Below are 26794 nucleotides of genomic sequence, written 5' to 3' on the forward strand. Positions count from 1 at the left end.
GAATGAGCTGGTTAGAAGGTGAGACTTAAACCGAGCGTGTATGAACGAGCGGGCGGATAACCCAGATAATCAATACCAGAGGCCAGCATATTGTCGCCGGAGTTACTGATTTCAGGGTCGTAGCCAGGGTATTTCGTGAACGTGTACAGGTTGTTGATGGTCAGGTAAATCCGGCCGCCCTGCATACCGATACGTTTCGCCAGATTCTGCGGTAAGTTGTAGTTCAGCGTTACGTTCCGAACCCGCAGATACGAGCCGTCGAAGTTGAAGAAAGAGCTGTACCTCAGGTTATTATTCAACGCACCCCGAATGATACGTGGTGAGTTGCCATCGCCGGGTTGCGAGGGCGATTTGTAATAATTCTCGATCACTTTGGCGAGATTATTCTGTACGCCATGATACCCGCGTACAAACACAGCCCCCGCCCAGAATACGTCTTTCCCTTGCACACCGTTCATCAGAATGTTCAGCGACCAGTTTTTGTACGTGAACGTATTGTTGAAGCCGTAAAATGCTCTGGCCTGTGGGTTACCCAGAATAGTCCGGTCGGCGTCGCTGATGACACCATTTCCGTCGATGTCTTTGTACATAAAATCGCCTAGCTTAGCACCGGTTTGGGTTGCGTGAGAGGATAGTTGCTCTTGAGTGGTGAAAATTCCCTCGACCTGATGCCCATAGAAACTACCGATGGGCTGACCTACCTGTGTGATGCTGACATCGCCACGACCTCCGTCGGAAAAGAGCTGTTCGCCATCCGTACCGAGACGTAGCACTTTGTTGCGGTTGAACGTAATGTTGAAGCTGCTCGTCCACTGAAAATTGCTAGTCGCTAACGGCTTGCCCGACAAAGCGAGTTCAACACCTTTATTTTCCAGTTCACCGATATTGACCCAGGCGGACGTATACCCCGTTACCGACGGAATGGCTTTATTCAGGAGCATATCCGTGTTACGTCGGTTATAGTAGTCGCCTGTAAATTGCAGCCGTCCGTTGAAGAAAGCCAGGTCTAAACCAATATCAATCTGCTTACTGGTTTCCCAACCTAAGTTATTGTTGGTGAAGCTATTCTGCGACAAACCCGGCACCTGCGTATTGCCCAGTACGTAGTTCGTTGCCGACAACAGACCCAAATAGCGGTAGTTGCCAATGGCGTTGTTTCCCGAAAGACCGTAGCCCGCCCGAATCTTGAAATCATCAAATAGATTCAGGTTTTTGAGGAATGGCTCTTCCGACAAACGCCAGCCGACCGAGAACGAAGGGAACGTACCCCAGCGATTGTTAGAACCAAACCGCGATGAGCCGTCTGAACGAATTGTCGCTGTGACTAAATAGCGATCATTATACGCATAGTTGACCCGACCCAGATAAGATATCAATGACCATTGACCAACCCCATAACTCCCTCCCGTAATCTGACCGCCATTGATGTTTTCGAGCAGATCGTCGGCAAAATTGGTAGCATTCGTAGTCGAGGCCGATGTCGTTGATTTCTGGACGGTAAAACCTCCAAGGGCATCGATCGAGTGGGCGCCGAATGTCCGTCGGTAATTGAGCGTATTTTCATTTAGCCAGTTCACATCTGACGTATTGATGATAGAAGCGGTAGCTGGCGATACCGAAGCACTACTCGACAACGTAGAGGGCTTAAAGAGGTTAGTTGTGTAATAGTTGAAGTCTGTTCCTACACTCACTTTAAATTTTAAGCCATTAACAATTTCGTATTCACCGAATAAGCTACCCAATATCCGGAATTGTGAGTTAGAGGTTTTGTACTCGTTCGCAATTTGAACCGGATTTGGAATCGCCCCCATCCCTACGTTGGTCAGCGCATTTGTATTCCCATACGTACCATCCGGATTGTAAACCGGAATGAGCGGTGGCATTGATAAAGCGGAAGAAACGATATTAAAATCGCTGTAATGACCCGTCGACGGTACGTTGTCGGTCGATGTATACGTAGGGGCCAGGTTCATGCTCACCTTTAATCGGGGCGTAAGCTGACCGTCGAGATTGATCCGGGCTGTATAGCGTTCGAAACCTGAGCTGATCAAAATACCTTTCTGGTTGAAATACCCGCCCGACATAGAATAACGTAACTTGTCATTACCGCCAACGGCGCTGATCTGATAATTCTGGATGGGAGCTGTACGGAAAATAACTTTCTGCCAATCGGTATCGATGTTCGGCAGACTGTTCAGGTTCTGCCATTCTTCCGGTATCCGATACGACGTAGAGCGGACACTGTTGGGATCGGTAATTTTTGCGTTAGGGCCACCATTGTCGAGCCAGCCGTTGTTGTGCCCTTCAATTACGAATTCGGCGAATTGCCGCGAGTTCATCATTTTCAGTACCCGAGCCGGTTCCTGAACACCCGCATAGGCATCGACCGTAATCTGCGCCTTACCAGACTTTCCGCGCTTCGTGGTTATGATAATGACGCCATTTGATCCCCGTGAACCATATATGGCCGTGGCTGACGCATCTTTCAGAATCTCGATAGATTCAATATCACCCGGATTAATTGAATTAAGTGGATTGGTCACCCCAGCACTACCACCCACCACCCCAGAACCATTACCCGCGTTAGAGTTATTGATTGGAAATCCATCGACAACGAACAAAGGATCATTACCGCCAGAAACCGAGCCAATACCACGTACCAGAATATTGGTATTACCGCCCGGTGCTCCCGACGTAGAGGAAATCTGTAAACCAGGAACTTGTCCCTGCAAAGCCTGATCTAAGCCCGAAACAGGCAGGCGCTGAATGTCTTTGGCCGATACCGAGGCTACGGCTCCAGTCAGGTCTTTTTTCTGTTGTGTACCATAGCCAATTACAACCACTTCGTTCAGAGATTTATTGTCGGGCGCCAACTGAATATCGATCACTGAACGCTTGTTGATGGCAATTTCCTGGCTCGTGTAGCCTACATACGAAATAACTAAAGCTGCACTCTCCGACGTAACGGATAGACGATACGTTCCTTTGGCATCGGTTGTCGTACCGTTACTAGTATTCTTCACAAGTACAGTTACACCGGGCAGGGGCTGGCCCGTTTCGTCAGAAACCTGGCCCGTAATTGTATTGGCAGATTGACCCAATAATTGGCTTATTGTCAACAGCCAGACCAATCCCAATAGCCAGGCTCGACTTCGATTTAGTGAGAGGTTATTCATCAGAGCTTAGTTATTATTTATCAATGATAAATTTAAATTTACCATTGCAATACTATAATCCCAACCTTTTAATGTCAATTATTTTTACTTATTTATTTTTTTTTTGGACTATTTTTATTTGAGTGACTAACCGAATAATCATAAGTAAACCCGTTTCCGTGTAGAAATCCAGCGATTTTATCTTAAAAAAGTACAAACGATTAAGCTTTTCTGTAAATATGGTCTTTGTAATTCTACTTTAATCGAGTAAACTTGCATTTACTATCACAATGATACAGTATGAGTATTTTGAAGCAATTTGACTTATCTGGAAAAACAGCGCTGGTGACTGGCTGCAAACGCGGTATTGGACGAGCAATGGCCGTAGCTCTCGCCGAAGCAGGTGCCGATATAATTGGTGTTTCGGCATCGCTCGAGCCCCAAGGCAGCGCGGTTGAGCAGGACGTACAGAAACTGGGCCGGTCGTTCCGGGCTTATCAGGCGGATTTAAGTGATCGCTCTGGTGTTTACACCTTTCTCGAAGCTTTGAAAGCCGATGGGATTGTTGTTGATATTCTGGTGAATAATGCCGGAACTATTCTACGAAAACCAGCCGCTGAACACCCGGACGATTACTGGGATACGGTAATTAACACGAATCTGAACGCACCTTTCATTCTGACTCGCGAAATCGGTAGGGGTATGGTCGAGCGGGGCTCTGGCAAAATTATATTTACGGCCTCTTTACTGACATTCCAGGGCGGAATTAACGTACCGGGTTATGCCGCCAGCAAAGGTGCGATTGGCAGTCTGGTAAAAGCCTTTGCCAACGAGTGGGCTTCGAAAAATGTGAATGTCAATGCAATTGCACCAGGCTATATAGCAACCGATAACACCGAAGCACTACGTCAGGATGCCGAACGTAGCCAAAGCATTCTAGCTCGTATACCGGCCGGGCGTTGGGGTGAACCAGATGATTTTAAAGGCGTTACGGTTTTCCTTGCTTCCGAAGCCTCCCGCTACGTTCATGGCACCGTAATTACGGTTGACGGCGGATGGATGGGGCGGTAACAGAATGTATGATATAGGATGTATGATATATCAAACTGCATCCGTCACGTCTACATATACCTCCTATATCATACTTCATATATAACTTCCACATGGTATTAGTTATCGTTAAGGCGCTGGATATTCTGGAACTTGTTGCGCAAGATCCCGGTCGGGCGCACTCGCTCACGGAGATTGCCGAAACCCTGCAAATGAATCAGGCCACCTGCGTGAACATCCTAAAAACATTAGTCGAAAAAAATTATCTGGAACACCTGGGGCGAAAGAAAGGCTATCGGCTAGGCCCGATGGCGTATAATCTGACCAATAATCTGTCGTACAGCCAGGATCTGGTGCTGGTGGCTAAGGATATTATGGAAGACTTGACCCAGCGTCTCAACGAAACGTCTATTCTGGGGGTTCTTCGCAATCAGAAACGATTCATTGTCCATTTAGTGAATAGCGATCAGGATCTTCAGGTACGTAGTCGCACCGAACGTAACATATATGAGACAGCATCTGGTCGGCTTCTGTTAGCCTTTATCTCGGTTAAAGAGCGGGAAAGCCTCATTAACGCGATTGGGTATCCGGGGCCCGATGTTTGGCCCGAGGCCACTACGTCTCAGGGATTAGAGGCCGAATTAGTATCTATTCAAGCCAATGAGCTATGCGTTACGCGGTCAAAAACGCACATTATAGGGTTAGCTGTTCCCGTCCGCCGGCATAATCAGGTGATAGCCAGTTTAAGTATTTTCTTGCCTGAAATTCGGTTTAGTGATGACAGAAACAAAAACATTGAATCCGAATTAAGAGCTGCTGCACAATTAATTAGTAGACGGTTATCGGCGTTCTCCTGAGATTAAAAAACAGGCTTATCGAACAGATTTTGTTGTGTTGATAACCCAACTACCATTAGAATTCATAGTGCTACTACTTACAAATTCGCACAAACTGTCTCATTCGTAGTCGTTCAAAAATCGAACTTACTATAACCAGCTACCAGAACCGTTTATAAAAAACGTTCGCTTCTTTCTGGTAAACTAACTTCAATTGTCAATTGCTTTCAACCGTAATCCGTGAACTACGAGGCTCGAATTATTTTCTCAATTTGTTGAAAATTATTTCCGGCTTTTGGCAAACTTTATGCCTGCTCAACCCCTCAGATAATCACTTAACCTTTAAACCATGAACGCATCGGAACTCAGTAGACCATTCGACGATGACGGTCGGCCTTTTGTGATCGAAGCCTGCGGAGACACGATGTGGGACGATGTACTCGCTCAACCTCCTTACAATCCAGCCTTACAGTCACCTCTACCGCCATTTACACTTGATACGGCTTTGCAAAAAGTACAGATAGCCGAAGATGCCTGAAACAGCAAAGATCCTGACAAAGTCAGTTTAGCTTATACCGAGGATACCGAGTGGCGCAACCGAACTGAATTCATTAATGGACGAGCAGAAGTTAAAGAGTTTTTGACCCGTAAATGGGAACGAGAGCACGAGTACAAACTAAAGAAAGAATTGTGGTCCTTTGGTGAGACCCGAATAGCGGTTCGATTCGAATACGAGTGGCATGATAGAAGCGGGCAATGGTATCGCAGCTATGGTAATGAACTTTGGGAATTCGATCAAAATGGCTTGGTGAGAAAACGATATGCCAGCATTAACGACCTCCCCATTCAACCCGATGAGCGCCGTATTAGTACTATTTCAATGACCAATTCTTAGCTATCAAGTTATTCATGCACATTCTTTCGGTCAATGTAGGCCTGCCCCGTTCTGTCGAATGGGCTGGGCGAACGATAACTACCGGTATTTTTAAGCGTCCCAGTCAGGGGTCGGTTTATCTGGAGCCGCTTAACTTCGTGGGGGATGGACAAGCAGACCTGAAGGTGCACGGTGGACCGGACAAGGCGGTTTATGCTTATGATAAGCTGCATTATACACACTGGCAGCAACAACTCGAACGCGATGACTGGGAACCAGGCTTATTTGGTGAAAACCTGACCACAGAAGGGATGCTTGAATCGGAAGTACATATTGGTGACCTATTTCGGATTGGGTCGGCTCTAGTACGAGCGGTACAGCCCCGGTTCCCCTGTTATAAACTAAACGTTCGGTTTGATGATCCCGGCATGACCCGCTACTTTGCTCGTGAAGGACGATCCGGCATTTATTTTCGAGTCGTTGAGCCAGGCACCGTGCAGGCTAGCGATGTGATTACCCTGATTGAAGCCGCCAACACAAACATTACCATTCAAAAAGTGTATCAAATCGTACTGACTCGCCAGGCCGATGCTGACTTACTGGCTCAGATAGTTTCACTACCGCATTTACCAGATTCGTTAAAGAAGATGTTAGTGCATTAATCAGAACCATTCACAGGACCAATTTTTGAATAACTGTTGACAAATAGGATCAGACTGCTAAACGTCAGCCAGCCGTTTTTCGATAAGCAGCTAAAGCAGCTTGCGTCGATGCCTGAAGATCAACACAGGGCGCCGGATAATTTCGACCCAGTTGCAGGTTAGCTTTGTCGAGTACCGATTCTGGCGCTAGCCAGGGCGCGTGAATGTATTTGGCTGGAAGGTCTTTCAATTCAGGAACATAGGACTTAATATAATCACCTTTCGAATCATATTTCCGGGATTGAAGCACGGGGTTAAACACCCTAAAAAAAGGAGCCGCATCCAAGCCTGTACCCGCTACCCACTGCCAATTCAAGGTGTTGACCGCCAGATCGGCGTCCACCAGACAGTCCAGAAACCAGGCCGCACCCACCCGCCAATCGGTCAACAAATTTTTGATCAAAAAAGAGGCCGTGATCATCCGTACCCGGTTGTGCATATAGCCCGTTTGCCAGAGCTGTCGCATCCCCGCATCGACAATGGGAATGCCCGTCTGCCCCTGTTGCCACTTCTTCAGTAACTCCTCATTGTACGTCCATTCCAATCGCTTTAGCCGCTGATTGTAACTCTCTGTACTAGTCTCCGGGAAATGGAATAAAAGGGTGTAGGCGAAATCACGCCAGCATATTTCGCTGATAAATGCTTTTACATTCTCGGCCGATTGTCCCCTCTCGGCTTTGGCTGCATAGACGGCATGCCAAATCTGCCTGGGCGATAACTCACCATAGTGCAGATAGGGTGACAAACGGGAAAGCACATCGCGGGCTGGATAATTTCGTTCAGAACCGTAGTGGTCAAGTTTGGTGGCGACAAACGAGCTTAACAGGGCTTGAGCTGAGTCTTCACCCGGTGTCCAGGCCTGACGAATGCCCGTGTCCCAGGGAATAGTGGGCAATAAGGCCAGAGCATCAAGAGATACGGACCCGGTTGGCTGAGTGGACGCCAATTCTAACCCCCGGGGTCTGGGTTGGGGTAGAGCGGGTGGTGTGGCGGCCAGGCGAGCCCGCAAAAAGGGATTATACACTTTATAGGGAGTACCGTCTTTTTTGACCACCTCCGATAGCGGCCACAAATAACTTTCCTCAAAGGTCTGAACGTTTAGTCCATCATCGGAAAGCTGCTGCTTGATAGTCTGATCGGTCGCTAAATAAGCAGGCTCGTAGCAGGTATTCCAGTAAACGCCCTTAGCCTTAGTTGAGGTGACTAACTGGGGAATGATTTGGGTGGCATCGCCTTTAAACAAGAGTAGCTTACCCGCAAGGGCTTTGTTTAAAGCCGCCAATGAATGATGCAACCACCATCGGCTGGCTCCCCCAATGCTAAACTCGGTACGTTCATCCAGTATATAGATCGCTAAAACAGTGCCCTGTTTAGCCGCTTCCCGCAAAGCGGCATTATCCGACAAACGCAAATCGCGTCGAAACCAGAAAATAATGGTATCAGTCATAATTAAATTATTCGCTTGTATCTGAAGTCCAGCCATTGAGTTAAGCAACGTATAAGCGAATTGTTTACATAATGCTACAAACAATACTACTCCATACTATTTAGCTGTTGATATGTGCTACATGGGCTGTTAGCTGTACAGATAAGCTCATTAAAATCAATTTTCAGACTTCAACTTAAACTTTCTGATTCTACAACCAGTCACTCATACAATTTTAAAAAGTGATGTGTATGAACGGAAAGAATGTTCTACTTGTAGGAGCTAGCTCAGGAATTGGTCACGCCCTGGCTAACCAACTGCAAAGCCAGGGGGTAAATTTGTTCACAGCGGGGCGCCAGGTGCCCGAAGGTATCACCTCAACACACATGAGTTGGGACGTTACTCGGCAATCCGGAGCTGATGCGCTCAACCAACTTCCCCCTGTGCTACATGGATTGGTGTATTGTCCAGGTACCATTAACCTAAAACCCTTTCACCGACTCACCATCGACGACTATCGCCAGGACTTAGAGATCAATGTGATAGGAGCCGTAGCAGCTGTACAGGCAGCCTATCTGGCACTAAAACAGGCCAAAGGTAGCAGCGTAGTCCTATTCAGTACGGTAGCTGCCAAACTAGGCATGGGGATGCATTCGTCGGTGTCCATCGCCAAGTCGGCAATAGAAGGGATGGCGAAATCATTGGCAGCAGAGTTTGCTCCTTTCTCTATTCGGGTCAATGCGGTGGCGCCCTCTCTCACCGACACTCCATTAGCACAGATGCTGTTGAGTAACGACGAAAAACGGGATTCGGCCAACAAACGGCATCCTCTCGGACGCGTTGGTACCCCAGACGACATTGCCAGTATGGCCACCTACTTGCTTTCCGACCAGGCCAGTTGGATCACAGGACAGATAATCGGCGTCGATGGCGGGATGGGTAGTTTAAAATAAAACCGTTCTGTTCGAGCATCAACATTACAGTAAGGCTAAAGAGTTATTCAACCCTTCGGGTCTATCTTAATGATCAACTATGTTAAGCTGTATCCTGACCTAGCGACAAGCGTTGAATCTGGTTTGCCGCGTCCTAACAATTACAAATTCAAGGGGTTGTCTGTATATGAAAACGAACCAACACATTCCCACTTTGTCCGAAGTCGATGTAGACCGTATTGTTGAAATGGCTTGGGAAGACCGGACTCCCTTTGAGGCCATCCAGATTCAGTTTGGCTTATCGGAACAAGGAGTCATTGAACTTATGCGTGCTCAGTTAAAGCCTGCTTCGTGGCGGAGGTGGCGAGCTCGGGTACAGGGACGAACAACCAAACATGCAGCTTTATCTGTAGTCGACGATGCACGCTTTAAATCAAATCAGCAGCGAATTATCACTCATAATAAACTCGCTAAACGATAAGCAGTTGATGCGAATCCTTTTAATTTGCTCAAACTAGCGCCGTTGGTACCAACGAAGCCAATTCAGCGTAAATGGCCAATCAAATTATCAACTAACAAGAAGTTATTCTTCTGTTTATCAAGCCGATTTATCAAAAGAGTTTATCAACAATTCGCTCTATACTATTTCAGAAACTGATTAGATTACACGTATCAACTAAGGGAAATTGCCTCCCGCAAACACAAAAGGCTTACACACAGTTTGTGGTATAAGCTATGTACTCACGATTAAAATAGCTGGTTTGATTCGTCTTTTAACAAATCTCACTAGTGGTCATGATCACGGCGGATACGCGTATTAAAGCCAATTTCAACAATGCTAAAATACTGATCGTTGAACATAATGACGATCAATGGAAACTCTTCAAAAGCGCTCTGCAGCAATCTCTTAGGGAAGTTACTACCCAACGAGTAGCTACTATTCAGGAGGCAAAGGCCCTACTCAACTCATGGCAGGAGCAGGAATGGGAACTGCCTAAACTCATTTTGCTGGATCTCTACCTACCCAGAAATATCGACGGGTGGGAGTTGATTGGCCTCATTAAATCCATGCCAGGCCCTTTCATCCGGATTCCAATTATTGTCTATGGGCCTTCCGATAAAGAGGACGACGTTTCACTATCGTATGAGCGTGGCGCTGCCACCTATTTGACAAAGCCGCTTACTCTGGACAGCTGGCAGGCTTTTTGTCAAGTGTTACGTTCCTACTGGTGGGAAACCGTATCATTACCGCCCATTCATTACGATCTGTAAGCAGCGGGGGTTACTTTTATCCCCCCCGGCTTCTACCAGACTGACAAACGAAGACAATCAGGCAAAGGGTTAAAGCCAGCCTAATGGTAACTAGCCTGGTAGGATTGCCGTTTGATGCCAGTACGCTTTCAGTCGTTCGAGATACACTCGCCAACCAGCCAGATCATGCGGCTTCTGGATGTATGCGACGGCTCCTTTTTCATAAGACTGTATGATATTGGCGTCCGTAGAATGCATGCTAAACATAATGATGGGAGCTTTACCCTGTAGTTGTGTCCGTAAGCGGGGAAGAATATCAAGTCCGTTTACAGCCTGTTGAAAATCAATATCCAACAGAACCAGCCTGGGTTGCTGAACCGACATGTCGTCAAGATAAGCGAAAGCTTGTTGGGGCGAGACAACACCAATAAAATTGGCCTCTGGAAAGACTTGCTGGCCAATCCGCTGCAAAATATCGATGATGGGTGTCTCATCATCAATTACTAAGATAGTCAATGGGCGCTCTGTGGTCATGCCGGATAGCTAATAAGAATAAGCGGTTGGATGTCGCTGAGCGTATCAGCCAGAGTATATACTGCCTAATACACTTAGTAAAGCTACCATTTGTTAGTGGTTATCCTATTGGTTATTCTAAATTAATTAGATTTGCCTGCTCACCGAGTCCTACATAAAAAAATCCGCCCTTGTCTACTACGTTTCGTATTCTGCTCGTTGATGATGACCCAGATTTAGTCGATATTCTGCGTCGTGCTTCTCAGGAAAGGTTTCCTGAAGCGAGCTATGTCCAGGTTTATTCAGCGTCGGATGCTCTCGATTATTTTAGTAAGCTGGATGGCGATGGTCCACAGTTGCTTTTGCTGGATATCAACCTAGGGAATTCAATGACAGGCTTTGACCTTCTGAAATCGCTAAGAGAGCACCCTATAACCCAAGTGCTCCCGGTTGTGATTCTGACAGTGAGCCAACTCAGATCGGATGTACAAAATAGCTACAAGGATGGTGCCTCCAGTTTTATCCGAAAGCCTGAAACGTTCGAGGACTGGAAACAATACGCAGAGCAACTTCGCATATATTGGGTTAAAACCGTTACGCTGCCCCCCATCATATACAAAAAAGAGTCCTGGTAAGATCGTGTAGATCGCCATTCCGCCCGGCACTTTCGTCAGCCGCTTTCTCTTTCTTGCCTAAGCCGGAGCGATACTTTACGACTCGTTTGCTGCCACTAACGTTTGCATAGTCAAAATGAGCCACTCGTGCAGATATTGTTGATTATCCACAGCGTTAAGTCTGAGATTTACAACGGATTAGCTACGTCTGTACGACGGCATCTATTCACCAAACCAGATCTGTAGGATCACTACGTCAGAATCATGCCCCTTAGCCAATACGCTGGTCAGTTACCCAGTGACGATACGTCTTTTACCGTGAACTATACAACTATTTATGATTTGGCAGCTCAACCTGCCTTCACCTGGCGTACATTAGTGTTACCGCTTGGCCTGGCCATAGCAGCGGCTACGGTCGCCTGTTTTACGCGTCATAATGCGGGCCGATATGGTCTATTTGCTTTTGCGCTGATTGCGGTTTTGGTATCGGTAGTTATGCCTTACTGGGATCGAAATCAGTTGTTAAGAAAACAACCTAAGTTGGCAGAGGGCGTCATTCATGACCATTGGGAAAAAGAATGGACCAAACGTGTAAACGGGAAGAAACGGCGGCATAGCTACGAAAACTTTCAGGTCAACAACGTAACGTTTGGGTATTTCCGGAACGTAGTGATGGCCGGATTCAATAATACAGACTCGCCCAGATTTCCTTTGCGTGATGGATTATCCGTGCGCATTCACTACGTTCCGGAACAGCAGCTTGACGATGGCAGTGTATTAAATCGTATCATCAAACTGGAAATTGCTCAACCCTGATACGTTGATTTGCTACGTCGACAAGCAGTCGCTAAATCCACTTCTAGCAAGCCAAACATCCTGAATTATGGCTCGCTGCAAGTGGCTTTATTTTCGTTAAATAGCTTTTTGAATTCGGTTTCCATCCGTTGATTGACTTCTACATACGGCACCGACTGTCTAACATGATTCCACCAGCCGTAGGCCATTAGTTCTACCTTCGCAAACAGCAATCGGTCGGAAGCTTTGTATTTTTCCTGAAATGCGTCTTCTAACTTCTCGGGCAGGCCGCTAGCTTTTTTCTGTTCCTCATTAAGTCGTTTCCAGGCCTTTAGCAAAGCGGTCGTATCTCCGGAGATTAACGCTTCTACGTAAACTGACCCTACAGCGTCATACTTGCTCTTACGTAGCAATGCTGGATTTTGATACGCGCTGATAGCTAGTTTTTTAAGCGTATATTCTGAGTCCATCGCCCGGATTCGCTGCTGTTTTAACTGCTGCCAGAAAGGTACATCAACCGGAGTATGCTTGTTCAAATGCTCCCGCATTTGCTCGTAGTCCCGGCGGAGCGAATCTAGATTAAGACTGGTTAGCTCATCAGGTGTGGTCGCCACGGCTGGAGCTTCGAGATACCAGTTGTCGAGCCAGAGTGCGTGCGTATTTTCTAATTGCTGCTTCGTATATTGGGTAGGGTTATAGGTACTCTGGAAGTCGCACAATTCGGTGGCCCAGGCGAAGATAGCCGTATCTTTTGGAGCTGAAAAGGGTTCGTCTGTGCGTCTTTCGGCTTCCTGTGAACAGGCCAGTGCAACCACCAAGAGCAGTGTAAAGAATAGTAGTTTCATACAAATAAGTTGCTTTTTCAAGCGGTTGATCGAACGACGTATTGATCTAATTTCTGTTAACTTCTAAATGATTTCCGGCAGTCAGCTCTTCTGCTTGTAGAACGTAGCAGCAAAAAGCCAACTAACGACTGGGTGAACGTGGTGATCAAGGTGCATAGCTCTAAAAAAGCAATCCCCGGCACCTGTCACAGGTGCCGGGGATTGCGGCTAATTTAAGGTTTAATAATTCGGATTGTTTTACTACCTACTAAACTACTGACACGTAGCAGCAATATACCCGACGGCTGTTGACTCACATTGATCGACTGCGGTTCGTTTGCCTGCGCCCGCTCGATTTTCCGTTCAGTGATCAGGTACCCTTGCTCGTTGACCAGCATTAGCGATACGGTCTGGCCCTCTGCACCCCGAATTTCCAGTTCTATATCGTCTTTGGTCAGCGGGTTACCCAGAACCGTTACGTCCAGTTTGTTAGAAATCTCTGTTAATTGGCTGGCTGCCAGGCGCGCGCCATTCACGGGGCACTGCGCCCGGATGTCCCACGTATACATCACCTCAGCTCCACTCTGACGGGCACGTAGCAACAGTGGGGCAGCATCGGCGGCAGTACGTAGTTCGGTATCAACGTATTGATTCGGGTTGGTGGTCCAGTCGGTAATACCGATGGCTCTGAACTCAATCGGTGAACCGTTACCGCCCGTCGTCAGAAACGTAAAGGCACCGCTCTGGCAGTTGTATGTTGGCGCCACCAGTTGCAACGAATTACCATTAGGAGCTGGCGGATTTGCCCCAACCGGACACTGCGCCCGAATATCCCACAGGTACGTAATAGTCTGGCCACTCTGACGCGCCCATAGCAGAATGGGCTGAGCATCGGCTGCGGTACGTAGTTCAGTATCAACGTATTGATTGGGAGTGGTGGTCCAGTCGGTGATACCAATAGCTCTGAACTCAATCGCAGACCCGTTGCCACCTGTTGTCTGGAACGTAAAGGCGCCACTTTGACAGTTGTACATTGGCGCCACAAGTTGGAGCGAATTACCGCCTGGCTGCGGAGGGTTATTTCCAACCGGACACTGCGCCCGAATGTCCCAGGTCAGCGATGTCACTTCCCACATACCGGCTGCATTTTTCTGGCGGGCACGTAGTAAAATCGGTGCAGCATCGGCGGCAGTACGTAGTTCGGTATCAACGTATTGATTCGGATTGGTGGTCCAGTCGGTAATACCGATGGCTCTGAACTCAACAGCAGAACCGTTGCCGCCCGTCGTCAGAAACGTAAAGGCACCGCTCTGGCAATTATAATCAGGGGTCAGCAATTGCAGGCCGCCCCCGACAGGGCCCGGATTGACAACACCGCTTACCTGGACCTTTACCTCTTTTATAACCCCATTTACTAGGGTAGACACGCCTATATTGCCATTGTAATTGCCCGGCGTTAAGCCCGATTTCAGGCGGATATACAGCAATTTCGTTGATAACTCGTTAGCTGGCCAATTGATAAAAGGAGCATCGTCTTCATCGTAATAGGGTCCATTAACACTGAAACTTGCTTCATAACCCGATTTCAGCTCAAAGCCTATGTCAAAGGAATCATTGGCATTGATTTTCGTGATAGTCAACGTCTTAATAGCTGACGGAGCCGCCGGGGTTGTTGAAAATTCGCTTAGCATGGAGGGTATAACGCTGATGAGCGGCTGTTCAGGCTCATCAGCTGCGGTGATCGTCAGTAGGAAGCCTCCAGTGGCCGACAGCCCGCCGGGATCGGTAGCCGTGATGGTAATGAGGGTGGTAATGTCGATGCCAAACAGGCTAGGTGCCGTACCTGTAATCGTATGTCCATTGAGCGTTAATCCATCGGGTAAGCCCGTCGCCGACCAGGTTAGGGCTTGTCCTTCAGGGTCGGTGAATGCATTGGCCGGAAGTTCAATGTTTACCGGGCTATTTTTCTTAACTGTCTGATTGGTAAATATTCCGGTGAAATATGGTGCCAGGTTAGACCCGCCACTGGAGTTGACCGTTATCTTGAACTTAACTTCGGCAGTATTCAGGTTGTAATCACTGCCAAAGATTGTCACCGTATACGTACCGGGTGTAGTGGGAACACCTCCCAGTCCGCCCTCACTGTACGTCATTCCATTAGGCAGCCCACTGACATCAATACCGTATAAGGAACCACTAAACAAATTTTCTGGCAGAAATAGAGTAAATAGCTGGCCAACGGTTGCCATCTGATCGGGAATGGACTGTGCAGCAACAATGGGCGTTAACGTAGGATCTTTTTGAGCATATCCTTCCAGAAAAAGAGTCTTTGTTTCAGATTGCCCCTGTGCAGTTGACAGACTGAGTTGAAGTATGTCATTGAATGGACCTGCTGGCAAGCGCGTGCTGCGTACATACAAAGTAAGTGTAGGGCTATTGGCCGGCCAGGTAATAGTCTGGTCGCCTGGGGTGATACCGTTCGCGTTAGCCTGGGTACTAATGCTGAAACTACCGGTTGAATTTGGCTTTAACGTCAAGGGCAAAGCCGGATTCACTTTTGCAAGTGTGATGACCTGATAATCAGAATACTTACCTGCTACAGGACTAAAAAAGGAAAGATTGGGTGACGTAATGTTAGCTAACACCCCGCAGGAAGACTTAATAGTAAACGGCGCACTGGCATCGGATACACTATTGGCAAAGGTGGCTACTGGATTAAAAGGGTCATTTATATACTGAGCTATAATCTTGACTCTATATCCGCTTCCTGCCGGAAGGTTGTTCGGAATATAAGCAATTATTTTGTCCGGAGCGCTCCCTACTCCAATAGCATTCTGTACGGGCTTATCAGTGGGTATTTGGTAATTAAATGTTCCCTGCGCATCGGACAAAACAACACTAAACACGCTTATGAACGGGAAGTCACAACTACCAACCTGGGCTTGAACGTCTATTTTGCTGCCAGCGCATATTTGGTTGCTGTTTACGCTAGCTGGTCCGCTAAAGGAAGGGGCCTTAACTGTCAACGGATCACTTACCGGACTTTCGGCCAATATATTAAAATCGCCACCAGCATTTTGCGTGAAGGCAAGTAGTTTAATTCGATATCCTGCTCCTGGCGCTCGATTTACCAATATAAAGACGGCTCCCCCGTTATTGGTGCCACTACCCACTATGTTTTTGGTGAAATCAGGATCAAAGTTACCCTGACTGTCTGAAAGCAGAATGCCAACTCCGGTAGATGGTGGGTAAGCACAATCCCCCAATGAATAGGAGACGTAGGTTGATGTACTAAGGCATAAAGTATTATTGACGATCCCCGGCTTGCCAAGCGTATAGGTGCAATAAGATCCGTTTTTGCCGCCGGGCGACGTGTTGGCCAGCGCTGAATTTGCGCTGAAAAATAGAGGCATTAGTAGCCAAAGCGTAGCGCTGAGTAGCTCGGCAATGGAGAGACGTAGTGCTTGAAGGTTCATTAACGTAGTTGTGTTTGTCATTGTGCAATAGCGTTTGCTAGCGTCAAAAGTGGTCTAACAGCCCACCCCAGACCAAAAATTTAGCATCGAATGACGCAGGACGGTTCACGAATTGTTAGCCGATTGAGTTGAATTGCTGAAAAGGATCGGGCAAAATTTCGTTACTGACTCTCCGCCCGAACACGGTCTGCACTGACTATCAAGGTTGATTTAAACGCAAACGGGCTGCCCAGGATAATCATCCTGGGCAGCCCGTTTCATTGGTATGCGCTACTGGCAGAAATTAATTCTCAGACCCACTTCCGACTGATTAATACGTCGGGGTAGTTCAACAACGCCAACGCGAGTAGCAGCTGCAAACAGCAAATAGACTACCCGCAGAAAGAAGGTGCATAAACAAGCAAAAAATTAAGAAAACCAGAAGGAGAAAGCGTATAGCTGGAAAACCGTTTCGCAATTCATCAGGCATTCTGCGTCGTTTGTTACCAATTAATTGCATCCTAGCAACTCTCGTTTGACTAGACCGGGGCTATGATCCTAGTTTTGAGTCCTGATACGTAAACAACGACACATGACTTTTGAACAAGCCCGACTGGTCCGCGAGACTTTTCAACGCATCGCCGACGTAGCACCCGAAGCGGTTGGGCGCCTATTTTACCATCACTTATTCGACATTGCTCCTCAGGTACGTTCCCTGTTCAGCCGAACGCCCCTACCCGAACAATCAGTCAAGTTTATGGCTTTGCTGACCTACGTGGTCAGCCGACTTAATGAAATAGACAGCATTGTACAGGACGTAACGGCGCTGGCTCAGCGTCACCAGCGCTATGGCATCACCGAAAAACACTACGTCTACGTTGGCCAGTCTTTGCTACGTACCCTTGAACAGACGCTCACTGTCGACTGGACACCCGAAGTGCAGGAAGCCTGGACGGCCTGCTACGCGCTGCTAGCCGACACGATGATAAATGCCCCGCGTCTGCCTATCTCCACACTACGTCCGACGGAACCTTACCCTATCAGTTATGCACCCGGTTATTAAGGTTGTTTACTACGTTGTACTGATTGTGAATGTACTAGCGAGTGCGTTCTATTTTTTTGCGATGTTGTATGAATTGTTTTTTAAAGCGGGATCATTCCGCTTCGCCTGGGATAGCATAGCATTCCTGCTTATCTCAATAACCGCGTTGGGTTTGCTAGGCTGGTCTTATTACCTGGCCGTCATACAAGAAAGAGTTGGGGCAGGCTTTAAAATGCTGTTGCTGGCGTATCTGGCTTGGCCAATCTTATTGGTTATCGCGTTTCTTTTCGTACCCATCAAAAACTGGCGGTAGCCACCAGCCTGCCAAATCATATGGGTTACCCATTTACCTGTAAAACCTACCTAATCAGATCATTTTAACCACAAAATACCCTTACCATTCACTACTACCATGATTCGCCTTTTGCTAATAATCGATACAATTACCCTGATTGCTGGGGTTTATAGTTTCATGAGCGGTCGCATTCCTGCGACGTCCCCGAATATAGTCATCGCCGTATTTGGCTTTGTTGGCGTTAGCATGGTACTTGGCAGTTTGATTACTTTTCAACAAACATGGACGTGGATAGCCCGCTCGTACACAGTAACTGGCGAAGTAATCGACTATGAAAGCCAGACGAAATACGACGACGAGAAAAATCGGACGACCACATACTATCATCCGACAGTTCATTTCCACACGCAGGCAGGTCAGGACGTTACGTTCACCTCATCGGTAGGCTCCTCGAAGCGAAGCCATTCCATTGGCGAACAAGTGGGTGTTCGCTACCTCCCCAGCGACCCGGAAGATGCGCAGGTAGATGAGTTCATGAACCTTTGGCTGGTACCGATTGTCCTGATTGCCATTGGCTTACCCATGTCCGTTGTTTCGTTGGGCATGGCCTTTTCTTTCTTCAAAATCTAGAGTTCTCACGTTGATCGAATGAAAGCAGACCAGCACGACCAGACGCCGTCCTACGATTGGCGGGAACAGTACGAACAGGCTGCCGGGAACGAAAAGGATCGCTATGCTACGTTAGCGGTTACGGATCTTCTCCAACGTATCGAGCGGGGTGATTATGGCGATTATAATATGATCTGGCATACGTTGGCCGAAGAAGCCACGCTGCAACAGGCTGGCTGGACGATGTTCCGGGTATTACAGCGTGACGCGGTTGATTACCTTATCCGCTGCAACTGTGCCGAAGCGCTGCTCGAACTGCTCGGCCGCACCGACGTAATGCAGATTCTGGACGAAGCCGTCAAGTTAACCAGCGGAACTCCCCCCGAACGACTGCCCCACTTAAAAGCACTGGAGCAGGAAATTACGGAACGACTAGGCACCAAACTGGCATGACAGCCGATATTAAGTGTCAGAATACAAGTCGTTAACCAAAGCAGCGAATTCCAAACTTGTCCGTTCCACAAAGCCAGCCAATGAAGACATTGGGAGCGGCAGACAAAACGTATCAAACCGGCAGCCGCAGAAACGCCGACGAAACGTAGCAATCTGGTAATGAGAGGTTTCTTAGAACGAAAAGGGACGACTGTTAGAGCAGTGGTACTTTCACGATAAATTCGGTTTGCGTTTCCTGCACATCAATTTCCCGTCGGCTCAGGTAATGATAGAGCGATTTTAGGCTAGCCAGGCCCTGCTTGTTCGACGTTTCCACAAAGCTTTTCTTTTGCAGGCTGTTCACTACGTACAGAAAACTACCCTCAGCATAAATACGTATTACCAGCGGATTTTCTTCTTCAATCGCGTTGTGTTTAATGGCGTTTTCCAACAAATTTTGAATGGTCACCGGTACGATACGTTGGGTAAGATAATGTTCCGGTACGTTTACCTCAATATGAAGAGCATCCTCGAAGCGGGACTTTTGCAGGTCGATGTAATTTTGAACAAAGCTTAGTTCGCTCTCTAACGTAACAAGTTCATTGTCTTTGTTTTGCAGGATATACCGGTAAATAATCGACAGCTTACGCAGGAAAACGGATGCCTGTGGAGGATTTATATTGATCAGGCTGTTGAGCGAGGTCAGGCTGTTAAATAAGAAGTGCGGATTGAGGTGATTGATTAGGTTTTGATACTGAATTTCAGTCTTATCCCGCTCAAGCCGGCTGGCCTGTACCTGCAAATCGTGCAGCCGTTCACTCTGCCGGGCACGATACATTAAAAAGCCAATTACCAACCCTAATACGATGAATGCCAGCAATACCTGAAACCACATTTTCTGGTAGAGATACGTATCGATATGAATAGCCAACGTACTGATCGGCGTTTGGCGTCCGTCAGAGGTGACAGCTTTGACGTTGAACGTATAGTCACCACCGGGAAGCCGCGTATAAACAGCGTAGCGAGCACCAGTAGCGAGCTGCCAGTCTTCGTAGCCTTCAAGTTGATAAAAGTAATCGAACGTTGCTTCTGAAGTCGTTGTAATGGTGCTAAAATGTACAGCAAAAGCGCTTTCACCCGCTCTCAGTTTTACTTCTTCCAAACCACTATGATTCAATAGCGTAGAATCGCCAACGCCAACTTGGCTAATCAGAACCCGATCAGGCAGCCAGGCCGACTGTTTGACCGCTTTTTCTGGAATAAATTCGACTAAGTAGCCTTTCATAGCCGCCAGAATATGACCGTTTTGGAGTAAAAACAGCCGGTTCATATATTCCAGATTGGCTTGGTTGTAGGGCAGCGAGAAATTGACAAATCGGTTGGTCCGGGGCGAAAAAACCGAGAATTTATTATAAGCACCTACCCAAATATTGCCCGATCGATCAGGAAGGGCGTCTAAACAGTGGTTGTAGGCGAGTCCTTCATCCTCGGTCCAGCGGGTAAATTGGTGGTTACGTGTGTTGTAACGTAGCAAACCATTTCCATTGGTGCTGATCCAGAAGTTACCCTGCGCGTCTTTGCTGAACGAAGTGGTATTATTCTCAAACGGTCCCCGGCTCGATGGTTTATCCACCACAAAGCACTTTTCCTGGGGCGAAAATCGGGCGAGGCCACCCGGATATAAATCTACCCAGAGCTGTTTCTGCTGGTCCATCACGAACGTACTCAGCATGTAGCTCAGGGTGTCATTGGCTGGCCGCATGGGGAAATTCTCCCACTGTTTGGTCGGCAGGTGGTAGCGGAAGGCTTGCTTGGCTTCGCCCGATGCCCAGAGGTATGGCCCATCTTTCAGCAGGTTCCACAGTCGGGCGTTACGCTGTTTGACGACGGTCGGAAACGGTATCCGGGAGAAGGTTTTATGAATTTTGTCAAACGTAAACAGGTCGGTTTCAGCTCCTATAAATAACGTATCACCGGCTAAGCAGAGCGAAGAAAGAACCATACCGTAGGGACGCTCGGCAGTGGCGTTAGGTAATTTATAGACCTCAAGCCGGTTCGTTTGGGGGTAGTAGTGCAACAAACCGCGAATGGACGTACCCAGCCACCACGATCCGTCACTGTCCTCGGCAAATGCATGAATACCCCGTTCGTCGTTCAGGGCAGGAAACTGTTCGCCCAGGTTGTAGGCGGTGTAAAACGCCCGCTCAGGATTGGTGTAGGAAATGCCATTGACGGTACCAAGCCAGACGGAGCCATCGGGGTGCTGCCAGGCGTCCCAGAAAAAATTGGAAGCGACCGATGTGGGGCGGGCTTCGTCGTGCTGCAATTCGGTTATTTGGTACGTATCAGCCGCAATATGAAACATCAGGTAATTCCACGAACTGGTCCATATGTTGTGTTGCCGGTCCACAAAAATGGTGGCCATTTCAAATACGTTGCGGTTAGGCTGTCGGCTGACGGGAGTTATTGTTTTGAGAATCTGATGCGTAGTGAGGCTGTAAACGACAATTTTCCGCTCCCGGTTATCGGCGAAAAGCAGCCGATCGCCGTCGAGAGCCAGGGCGGAGACGTAATGATTCGTCAGGATAGGCAACTTGCGGGGATTATGCCGGTGATCCTCGAACTGTTGCTGATCGATATCAAAATAACGCATGCCAAACCCATCTCCCACCCACAGACCGTTGCGGGTCGGATCTTCCAGCAAGCCGTTTTTGGAGATATACGACAGCTTATCGACCTGGTACGGAAAATAATCAATCTGACCCGTTTTGGCAGTGTACCGAAACAACCCGACGAGGTGGCTCGTGAACCAAATATCGCCCCGGCGATCACAAAGCACGTTGGTACAAAATCCTAAATTACGTTTGTCAACGGCGGTGATATTGACGAATTTTCCCGTCTTCTTGTTGTAACGACTGATTCCTTTATCAGCCGCCATCCAAATGTTTCCCTGCCGATCCTCACACAAATCGTGGACGGTATTATCCAGCAGAGAATGGGGATCGTTCCGTTTATTTTTGATCTGGACAAACTGATTACCGTCGTACCGATTCAACCCGTTGTACGTACCAATCCACAGAAAACCGTCGCTATCCTGTAAAAAGCAGTTGATAAAATTAAAACTCAACCCATCCTTTTCCTGAATGTGCCGAAACTCAAACTGCGCCGGGCGATCTTCGGCCAGCAGCCAATGGGACCAGCCGATAAGCCAACCCAGCATCCCGATCCGTAGCCAGCGGTTTATCCTTACTTTTCCAGCCATTTTTTGAACGAGGGAGCCTTGTCACGGCTGATTTCAATATCGAACTGGTGGTTAGGCGCTTTGAGTTTTAAATTAAGTTTAAGGTTAGCCATCCCTTTGACCTGATGAACGGCGTCGATGTTGACAATGCAGTGGCGATTGGCTCGGTAGAACTGGCTCGGGTTGAGCAACGTCTCGATCTGGTCGAGGGTATCGTAATCGAGAATGTATCGCTCGTTTGCATTCGTAACCATAAAATTCAACTGATCGCGAGTGAAATACGCAATATCCGTCACCTTAATGGGCACCCAACTATTTCGGGCATTTCCCAAAAAATGCTCTTTGTACGACGGCCGGACGCTGACCGACGTATTCATAGCTTCCAGGAGTTTGTGTACATCGAGTGCTACGTTCGACTTGGCTTTGATCAGCGACTGCGCTTTAGAAATGGCACGCTTCAACTCATCGCGATCAACGGGTTTGAGCAGGTAATCAACGCCGTTGACCTTGAAGGCCTGGATCGCGTATTCGTTATAAGCTGTTGTAAAAATAATTAATCCCGATAGCTGAAACTGCTCGAAAATACGAAAACTGACGCCGTCGGATAGCTGTACATCCGCAAAAATCAAATCGGGTTCGGCGTTTTCTGAAAACCAACGTAGCGCCGTTTTTACACTGCCAACCGTACCGATAATCTGTATGTCGGGCGCCACTTCGGCAATACTCGCAGCCAGTTCCAGCGCTACCAGCTTTTCGTCTTCTATAATCAGGGCATTCATAAAAAGAGGAAAATAAAACCACAGCTTAAATTTTTATTTTTCCCTGCTGATTTGCAAAAAAATAGCCATGAACCGTTTGATGTTACGTTAAATGACGCAGAAATAGCCATGAACCGTTCTGCGTACTACGTTATTTTTGACTGTACTGAATCAGGTTTGTGGAGGAGTTTTTCTTTTATGACCGCTTTTATTCCGCCGTACCTGATGGTGCTACGTACAGAGAAAAATAGAGTACGTCCGTTTTGCGAATCTGTCTTTAGTATTAATCCCTTTTGCACAAATTTCGACTGACTACGTCCAGGCAATCGGCCAGAACCAGACACGTTGAGAACTAGGCCTGGCTATGAAAAGTCATAAAATCGTTTACCCATGAAATCCTGCTTTTTTTTCCTGGTAATTGTTTTGATCACCTTGCCAGCCTTTCCGCAGGTCATTACGTCGAACGTATACGCCCTTAATCAGCTTCCCAACCATTCAGGCTACCAGGAGCAAACCCTGTTTGAGGGCACCACCCGTGATTATTCTAACGTAATGGTTCAGCATATCATTTTCCCGCCTAATCAACCTAGCCAATCGCCCCAACTGCTTGACGAAGAGACTATACTGGTCGTTAAAGAAGGAGAATTGACTGTGAAGATTGGCGATAAACACAAAACCCTGAAGCCAGGTAACTTGGTTGTGATCATGCCAGGAGATGAATTTCAGGTTGTGAATAAGGCCAATCAGCCCCTCAGCTTCTATCAGATACGCTACACATCTAATGAAATGCCAGATCTTGATTTGTATAGCCTGCTCGGGAATTCCTACTGGATCGACTGGCAGGGCATTGCTCCGGCGGCAGATCATCAGGGACGTAGTCAACGGATGGACGGTTGCGTCAGCGTAATGAGCAGCCGGCTTACCCTACAAAAGACCACCTTTGGTTCTGGCTCGAAACTGGATAGCTTACCCAACCACCGGGCAGCCGCACTTCTGATCGCTCTAAACCATGCGGTTCAGGTTCAGATTGATGGCGTTTTGAAAGAAGCGAAGCCCGGAGACATCATTTTTGTTGATTCCGAAATACCTTATACCCTTAAACCGAGCGGTGAGGAAGGCAGTACTATTTTATCCATTCAGTTTTAAGCCCAAACCAGCTACTTCTTCAATACCAGTTTCTTAAGGTATAAAGCGATTTCTTCAACAAAAAGTAAGCCCGGATTTGGTAAATTCTCACCAAAAAATCGGACTTTTTCAAGTAGGTTTAGCATTCTTTTTCTTCTTAAAAGAATGACTTGTACACCAAGTGTTGTAGTTTTACAGAAAGCTGAATAATGGTAATCCGGTCGGTCGTAACCGATGCTTGTGACGCACATTACTGGCTGTTAATCAGAACGTATCATGAACCGTAGAGAAGCCATTCTTCAGGTAGCCCTCACGATGGGAAGCGCCTTGTCTGCTCCATCAATGGCGGCCATTGTAGAAGGATACCAACCCCATCGGGCCGCCAAACGAGTACCTTCCACGTTCGCGCTGAAACCCAATCAGGTAGTGCTGCTGGACGAAATAACGGAGGTTATTATGCCTACTACGTCTACGCCGGGTGCCAAAGCCGCTAAAGTGGGCGAAACCATTCAGTTGATTCTGAAAGATTGTTACAAACCCGACCAGCAGGAGCACTTCCTGAAAGGGCTGGATGCGGTCGATGCCGAAAGTCAAAAAGTCCATAACAAATTGTTCGCAGACCTGCCGATTGAGCAGAAAACAGCCATCCTGAAACAGTTTGAGCAGATGGCGAAAGCCGAGGCTAAGCAACACCCAAAAGGCCAGGAAAAATTGGCCAAAAACCCAGAAACGACGCTTGGCGCTTTTGCTCCAGCAGGCAGCGATCAAACCGAAGCCAAACTCGTGGATGCCGAAACCGGTACTGTGGTAAAGGACGAAAAGAAAAACGCCCCCTTGATTCCGTTCTTCAAGCTCGTAAAAGAGCTGACCGTACTAGGCTATTTCAGTTCTGAGATTGGCTGCACGCAAGCCCTTGAGTACGTAAAAATTCCGGGTCGCTACGAAGGCGTCGTTAAACTAAAAGAAGGCCAGAAAGCCTGGGCAACGTAGTGAAGTTGTAAAGTTGTAGAGTTAAATAGTTGTAAAGTTCCGCTGACACGGAATCGACAACTTTATAACCATACAACATTATAACCCTATAACTTTTTCAAAAAGAATGAACCTTAATCTTGACGCTAAAAAAGGAATGACCTACGATGCTATCGTGGTTGGTTCCGGTATATCAGGGGGCTGGGCTGCTAAAGAGCTGACCGAAAAAGGCCTCAAAGTACTCATGCTCGAACGCGGGCCGGACCTTAAACACGTAACGGATTACCCCACCGCGATGAAAGACCCCTGGGAGTTTCCGCACCGGGGTAAAATTGAACTATGGGCCGCCGAAGAATATTGGGCCAATGCGCGATCGGGTGGTAAACCCGGCGAAGATCAGCGGCATATGTTCACCAAGGATGTCGACGTACCGTACATCGAAAAACGCCCCTACGATTGGATTCGCGGGTATCACCTGGGCGGTCGTTCGATCATGTGGGGGCGCCAAAGCTACCGACTGAACGAGCGCGATTTTACGGCCAATCTTGAAGATGGTCATGGCATCGACTGGCCGATACGTTATAAAGACATTGCGCCCTGGTACTCCTACGTAGAAAAATTTGCGGGCGTTTCGGGGAATAAAGACGGGCTGGCCGTACTACCCGACGGTGATTTTGTGCCGCCCATGCAGATGAACAGTATTGAGCTACACGCGAAGGCGGGTATCGAAAAGAATTTCAAAGGTCGGCATCTGGTGATTGGACGTCCGGCTATCCTTTCGGTGGCTCAGAAAATCCATACCGCCGGTGGGCGGGCGTCGTGTCAGTTCCGTAATTTGTGCGTACGGGGTTGCCCGTTTGGGGCGTATTTTAGTACGCAATCCTCTACGTTACCGGCGGCTATGAAAACCGGGCGATTAACGATTATTACTGATAAAATTGCCTATCAGGTAATTTTCGACGACCAAAAAAATAAAGCCGTTGGCGTACGCGTCATCGACCAGAATACGAAGCAGCATCAGGAATATTACGGTAAAATCATTTTCCTGAATGCGTCGACTATGAACACCGCCTGGATCATGATGCAGTCGACATCCAAGCGTTTCCAAAACGGTTTGGGTAATGACTCTGACCAGTTAGGACGCAACCTGATGGATCATCATCTGGGCGCGGGCGCTTCGGGCGAATTCGATGGTTTGCAGGATACGTATTATTATGGTCGGCGGGGCAACGGCATTTACATTCCCCGTTTCGCCAACTGGGGCGACGATAAACGGAAAGATTTCGTTCGGGGCTTTGGTTATCAGGGACGTGGAGCTCGTCAGGATTGGGTAGCAGGGGCGTCGAAAGATGGTTTTGGGCCAGAATTTAAAGACAACCTCACCAGACCGGGAAAATGGGAGTTTAACATCGGTGGATTCGGCGAAACCCTCCCCGACCCCAACAACCGGATGCGCCTTTCTGATAAGAAAGACAAATGGGGCTTACCGATTATTGAATTCGACGCCGGCTGGGGCGAAAATACGGTTGGGATGCGGAAAGCGATGGCCAACGATGCCGCCGAAATGCTCGAAGCGGCAGGACTTAAAAACGTGAAAACACGTAACGATACCGATAAAAATCAGGGTATTGGTATTCACGAAATGGGAGCCGCTCGCATGGGACGCGACCCGAAAACGTCTGTACTCAATGCCAACAATCAGGTGTGGGGCGCAAAAAATGTATTTGTGACCGACGGTGCCGCCATGGTATCATCGTCCTGCGTGAACCCTTCGCTGACCTACATGGCCCTGACCGCCCGCGCAGCTGATTTCGCCGTCAAAGAGTTAAAGCGGATGAATTTATAGTACCTTCAAAACCCTCTAAATCTTTGTTTAAACACGAGATTTAGAGGGTTT

The 26794-nt window shown here is 47.8% G+C and carries 23 protein-coding genes and 1 pseudogene; 17 read left to right on the plus strand and 7 right to left on the minus strand.

Annotation, left to right across the window (positions count from 1 at the left end; all coding sequences use genetic code 11):
- Nucleotides 1-11 precede the first annotated feature (11 nt).
- Nucleotides 12-3176, minus strand: coding sequence for a SusC/RagA family TonB-linked outer membrane protein (locus tag ACYVF1_RS18510; RefSeq protein ID WP_461081515.1), 3165 nt, complete (start codon nt 3174-3176; stop codon nt 12-14).
- A gap of 279 nt (nt 3177-3455) precedes the next feature.
- Here ACYVF1_RS18510 and ACYVF1_RS18515 point away from each other — a divergent pair, with 279 nt between their 5' ends.
- From ACYVF1_RS18515 to ACYVF1_RS18535, 5 genes and pseudogenes are all read left to right on the plus strand, one after another.
- A complete protein-coding gene (locus ACYVF1_RS18515; RefSeq protein ID WP_461081517.1) occupies nt 3456-4226 on the plus strand; it encodes an SDR family oxidoreductase in 771 nt (256 codons plus the stop codon).
- A 92-nt stretch (nt 4227-4318) separates the two neighbouring features.
- Nucleotides 4319-5062: an IclR family transcriptional regulator gene (locus ACYVF1_RS18520; RefSeq protein ID WP_461081519.1), complete on the plus strand. Its 744-nt coding sequence runs from the start codon at nt 4319-4321 to the stop codon at nt 5060-5062.
- A 328-nt stretch (nt 5063-5390) separates the two neighbouring features.
- Nucleotides 5391-5579, plus strand: coding sequence for a hypothetical protein (locus tag ACYVF1_RS18525; protein WP_461081521.1), 189 nt, complete (start codon nt 5391-5393; stop codon nt 5577-5579).
- Nucleotides 5580-5591: 12 nt separating this feature from the next.
- Nucleotides 5592-5936 (plus strand): annotated as a pseudogene (locus tag ACYVF1_RS18530) (DUF1348 family protein); the annotation flags it as partial.
- A gap of 14 nt (nt 5937-5950) precedes the next feature.
- Nucleotides 5951-6577, plus strand: a complete 627-nt coding sequence (locus ACYVF1_RS18535; protein ID WP_461081523.1) for an MOSC domain-containing protein — start codon at nt 5951-5953, stop codon at nt 6575-6577.
- Between the two features lie 64 nt (nt 6578-6641).
- Here ACYVF1_RS18535 and ACYVF1_RS18540 read toward each other — a convergent pair whose 3' ends face one another.
- The gene (locus ACYVF1_RS18540) at nt 6642-8063 is read right to left on the minus strand and encodes a cryptochrome/photolyase family protein (RefSeq protein WP_461081525.1); all 1422 of its coding nucleotides are present in this window, start codon (nt 8061-8063) and stop codon (nt 6642-6644) included.
- Between the two features lie 230 nt (nt 8064-8293).
- On the opposite strand from ACYVF1_RS18540, the gene ACYVF1_RS18545 reads away from it, so the two are divergent.
- The 3 genes from ACYVF1_RS18545 (at nt 8294) to ACYVF1_RS18555 (ending at nt 10246) form a co-directional block, all read left to right on the plus strand.
- Complete coding sequence (locus tag ACYVF1_RS18545) at nt 8294-8995, plus strand: SDR family NAD(P)-dependent oxidoreductase (RefSeq protein WP_461081527.1); 702 nt, start codon at nt 8294-8296, stop codon at nt 8993-8995.
- A 166-nt stretch (nt 8996-9161) separates the two neighbouring features.
- The gene (locus ACYVF1_RS18550) at nt 9162-9455 is read left to right on the plus strand and encodes a TIGR03643 family protein (protein ID WP_461081529.1); all 294 of its coding nucleotides are present in this window, start codon (nt 9162-9164) and stop codon (nt 9453-9455) included.
- Nucleotides 9456-9769: 314 nt separating this feature from the next.
- Nucleotides 9770-10246, plus strand: a complete 477-nt coding sequence (locus ACYVF1_RS18555) for a response regulator (RefSeq protein ID WP_461081531.1) — start codon at nt 9770-9772, stop codon at nt 10244-10246.
- 90 nt (nt 10247-10336) lie between these two features.
- Here ACYVF1_RS18555 and ACYVF1_RS18560 read toward each other — a convergent pair whose 3' ends face one another.
- Complete coding sequence (locus ACYVF1_RS18560) at nt 10337-10759, minus strand: response regulator (RefSeq protein ID WP_461081533.1); 423 nt, start codon at nt 10757-10759, stop codon at nt 10337-10339.
- A gap of 170 nt (nt 10760-10929) precedes the next feature.
- On the opposite strand from ACYVF1_RS18560, the gene ACYVF1_RS18565 reads away from it, so the two are divergent.
- Both ACYVF1_RS18565 and ACYVF1_RS18570 read left to right on the plus strand, forming a co-directional pair.
- Nucleotides 10930-11373, plus strand: a complete 444-nt coding sequence (locus tag ACYVF1_RS18565; protein WP_461081535.1) for a response regulator — start codon at nt 10930-10932, stop codon at nt 11371-11373.
- A 243-nt stretch (nt 11374-11616) separates the two neighbouring features.
- Nucleotides 11617-12168, plus strand: a complete 552-nt coding sequence (locus tag ACYVF1_RS18570; protein WP_461081537.1) for a hypothetical protein — start codon at nt 11617-11619, stop codon at nt 12166-12168.
- Between the two features lie 65 nt (nt 12169-12233).
- Here the strand turns inward: ACYVF1_RS18570 and ACYVF1_RS18575 are convergent, their stop codons facing one another.
- Nucleotides 12234-12992 (minus strand): hypothetical protein, encoded by a 759-nt coding sequence (locus ACYVF1_RS18575; protein WP_461081539.1) that lies wholly within the window; start codon nt 12990-12992, stop codon nt 12234-12236.
- 212 nt (nt 12993-13204) lie between these two features.
- Nucleotides 13205-16468, minus strand: a complete 3264-nt coding sequence (locus tag ACYVF1_RS18580) for a putative Ig domain-containing protein (protein ID WP_461081541.1) — start codon at nt 16466-16468, stop codon at nt 13205-13207.
- A gap of 550 nt (nt 16469-17018) precedes the next feature.
- On the opposite strand from ACYVF1_RS18580, the gene ACYVF1_RS18585 reads away from it, so the two are divergent.
- The 4 genes from ACYVF1_RS18585 (at nt 17019) to ACYVF1_RS18600 (ending at nt 18825) form a co-directional block, all read left to right on the plus strand.
- On the plus strand, nt 17019-17489 hold the full coding sequence (locus ACYVF1_RS18585; RefSeq protein ID WP_461081542.1) for a globin domain-containing protein: 471 nt from the start codon (nt 17019-17021) through the stop codon (nt 17487-17489).
- Complete coding sequence (locus ACYVF1_RS18590) at nt 17473-17781, plus strand: hypothetical protein (protein WP_461081544.1); 309 nt, start codon at nt 17473-17475, stop codon at nt 17779-17781. Before ACYVF1_RS18585 ends, ACYVF1_RS18590 begins: the two co-directional genes overlap by 17 nt.
- A 99-nt stretch (nt 17782-17880) precedes the next feature.
- Nucleotides 17881-18393, plus strand: coding sequence for a DUF3592 domain-containing protein (locus tag ACYVF1_RS18595; RefSeq protein ID WP_461081546.1), 513 nt, complete (start codon nt 17881-17883; stop codon nt 18391-18393).
- 18 nt (nt 18394-18411) lie between these two features.
- A complete protein-coding gene (locus ACYVF1_RS18600; RefSeq protein ID WP_461081548.1) occupies nt 18412-18825 on the plus strand; it encodes a hypothetical protein in 414 nt (137 codons plus the stop codon).
- Nucleotides 18826-19018: 193 nt separating this feature from the next.
- Here ACYVF1_RS18600 and ACYVF1_RS18605 read toward each other — a convergent pair whose 3' ends face one another.
- Both ACYVF1_RS18605 and ACYVF1_RS18610 read right to left on the minus strand, forming a co-directional pair.
- Nucleotides 19019-22066: a ligand-binding sensor domain-containing protein gene (locus tag ACYVF1_RS18605; protein WP_461081550.1), complete on the minus strand. Its 3048-nt coding sequence runs from the start codon at nt 22064-22066 to the stop codon at nt 19019-19021.
- Entirely contained in the window at nt 22051-22824 is a 774-nt protein-coding gene (locus ACYVF1_RS18610; protein WP_461081552.1) for a LytR/AlgR family response regulator transcription factor, read from the minus strand. The genes ACYVF1_RS18605 and ACYVF1_RS18610 overlap by 16 nt, the downstream gene beginning before the upstream one ends.
- Nucleotides 22825-23193: 369 nt before the next feature.
- Between ACYVF1_RS18610 and ACYVF1_RS18615 the strand changes: the two genes are divergently transcribed.
- The 3 genes from ACYVF1_RS18615 (at nt 23194) to ACYVF1_RS18625 (ending at nt 26743) form a co-directional block, all read left to right on the plus strand.
- Nucleotides 23194-23949 carry a cupin domain-containing protein gene (locus tag ACYVF1_RS18615; RefSeq protein WP_461081554.1) on the plus strand — a complete coding sequence of 252 codons (756 nt, stop codon included), beginning with the start codon at nt 23194-23196 and terminating at the stop codon, nt 23947-23949.
- Nucleotides 23950-24204: 255 nt separating this feature from the next.
- Complete coding sequence (locus ACYVF1_RS18620) at nt 24205-24918, plus strand: gluconate 2-dehydrogenase subunit 3 family protein (RefSeq protein ID WP_461081556.1); 714 nt, start codon at nt 24205-24207, stop codon at nt 24916-24918.
- Nucleotides 24919-25024: 106 nt separating this feature from the next.
- A complete protein-coding gene (locus ACYVF1_RS18625) occupies nt 25025-26743 on the plus strand; it encodes a GMC oxidoreductase (RefSeq protein ID WP_461081558.1) in 1719 nt (572 codons plus the stop codon).
- The last annotated feature ends 51 nt before the right edge of the window (nt 26744-26794 follow it).

It is taken from the genome of Spirosoma flavus, from assembly GCF_054778555.1.

Excerpts from the sequence above, each read along its gene's own strand:
- ACYVF1_RS18510 (WP_461081515.1), bottom strand. The coding sequence starts at position 3,176 with ATGAATAACCTCTCACTAAATCGAAGTCGAGCCTGGCTATTGGGATTG.
- ACYVF1_RS18515 (WP_461081517.1), top strand. The coding sequence starts at position 3,456 with ATGAGTATTTTGAAGCAATTTGACTTATCTGGAAAAACAGCGCTGGTG.
- ACYVF1_RS18520 (WP_461081519.1), top strand. The coding sequence starts at position 4,319 with ATGGTATTAGTTATCGTTAAGGCGCTGGATATTCTGGAACTTGTTGCG.
- ACYVF1_RS18525 (WP_461081521.1), top strand. The coding sequence starts at position 5,391 with ATGAACGCATCGGAACTCAGTAGACCATTCGACGATGACGGTCGGCCT.
- ACYVF1_RS18535 (WP_461081523.1), top strand. The coding sequence starts at position 5,951 with ATGCACATTCTTTCGGTCAATGTAGGCCTGCCCCGTTCTGTCGAATGG.
- ACYVF1_RS18540 (WP_461081525.1), bottom strand. The coding sequence starts at position 8,063 with ATGACTGATACCATTATTTTCTGGTTTCGACGCGATTTGCGTTTGTCG.
- ACYVF1_RS18545 (WP_461081527.1), top strand. The coding sequence starts at position 8,294 with ATGAACGGAAAGAATGTTCTACTTGTAGGAGCTAGCTCAGGAATTGGT.
- ACYVF1_RS18550 (WP_461081529.1), top strand. The coding sequence starts at position 9,162 with ATGAAAACGAACCAACACATTCCCACTTTGTCCGAAGTCGATGTAGAC.
- ACYVF1_RS18555 (WP_461081531.1), top strand. The coding sequence starts at position 9,770 with ATGATCACGGCGGATACGCGTATTAAAGCCAATTTCAACAATGCTAAA.
- ACYVF1_RS18560 (WP_461081533.1), bottom strand. The coding sequence starts at position 10,759 with ATGACCACAGAGCGCCCATTGACTATCTTAGTAATTGATGATGAGACA.
- ACYVF1_RS18570 (WP_461081537.1), top strand. The coding sequence starts at position 11,617 with ATGCCCCTTAGCCAATACGCTGGTCAGTTACCCAGTGACGATACGTCT.
- ACYVF1_RS18575 (WP_461081539.1), bottom strand. The coding sequence starts at position 12,992 with ATGAAACTACTATTCTTTACACTGCTCTTGGTGGTTGCACTGGCCTGT.
- ACYVF1_RS18580 (WP_461081541.1), bottom strand. The coding sequence starts at position 16,468 with ATGACAAACACAACTACGTTAATGAACCTTCAAGCACTACGTCTCTCC.
- ACYVF1_RS18585 (WP_461081542.1), top strand. The coding sequence starts at position 17,019 with ATGACTTTTGAACAAGCCCGACTGGTCCGCGAGACTTTTCAACGCATC.
- ACYVF1_RS18590 (WP_461081544.1), top strand. The coding sequence starts at position 17,473 with ATGCACCCGGTTATTAAGGTTGTTTACTACGTTGTACTGATTGTGAAT.
- ACYVF1_RS18595 (WP_461081546.1), top strand. The coding sequence starts at position 17,881 with ATGATTCGCCTTTTGCTAATAATCGATACAATTACCCTGATTGCTGGG.
- ACYVF1_RS18600 (WP_461081548.1), top strand. The coding sequence starts at position 18,412 with ATGAAAGCAGACCAGCACGACCAGACGCCGTCCTACGATTGGCGGGAA.
- ACYVF1_RS18605 (WP_461081550.1), bottom strand. The coding sequence starts at position 22,066 with ATGGCTGGAAAAGTAAGGATAAACCGCTGGCTACGGATCGGGATGCTG.
- ACYVF1_RS18610 (WP_461081552.1), bottom strand. The coding sequence starts at position 22,824 with ATGAATGCCCTGATTATAGAAGACGAAAAGCTGGTAGCGCTGGAACTG.
- ACYVF1_RS18615 (WP_461081554.1), top strand. The coding sequence starts at position 23,194 with ATGAAATCCTGCTTTTTTTTCCTGGTAATTGTTTTGATCACCTTGCCA.
- ACYVF1_RS18620 (WP_461081556.1), top strand. The coding sequence starts at position 24,205 with ATGAACCGTAGAGAAGCCATTCTTCAGGTAGCCCTCACGATGGGAAGC.
- ACYVF1_RS18625 (WP_461081558.1), top strand. The coding sequence starts at position 25,025 with ATGAACCTTAATCTTGACGCTAAAAAAGGAATGACCTACGATGCTATC.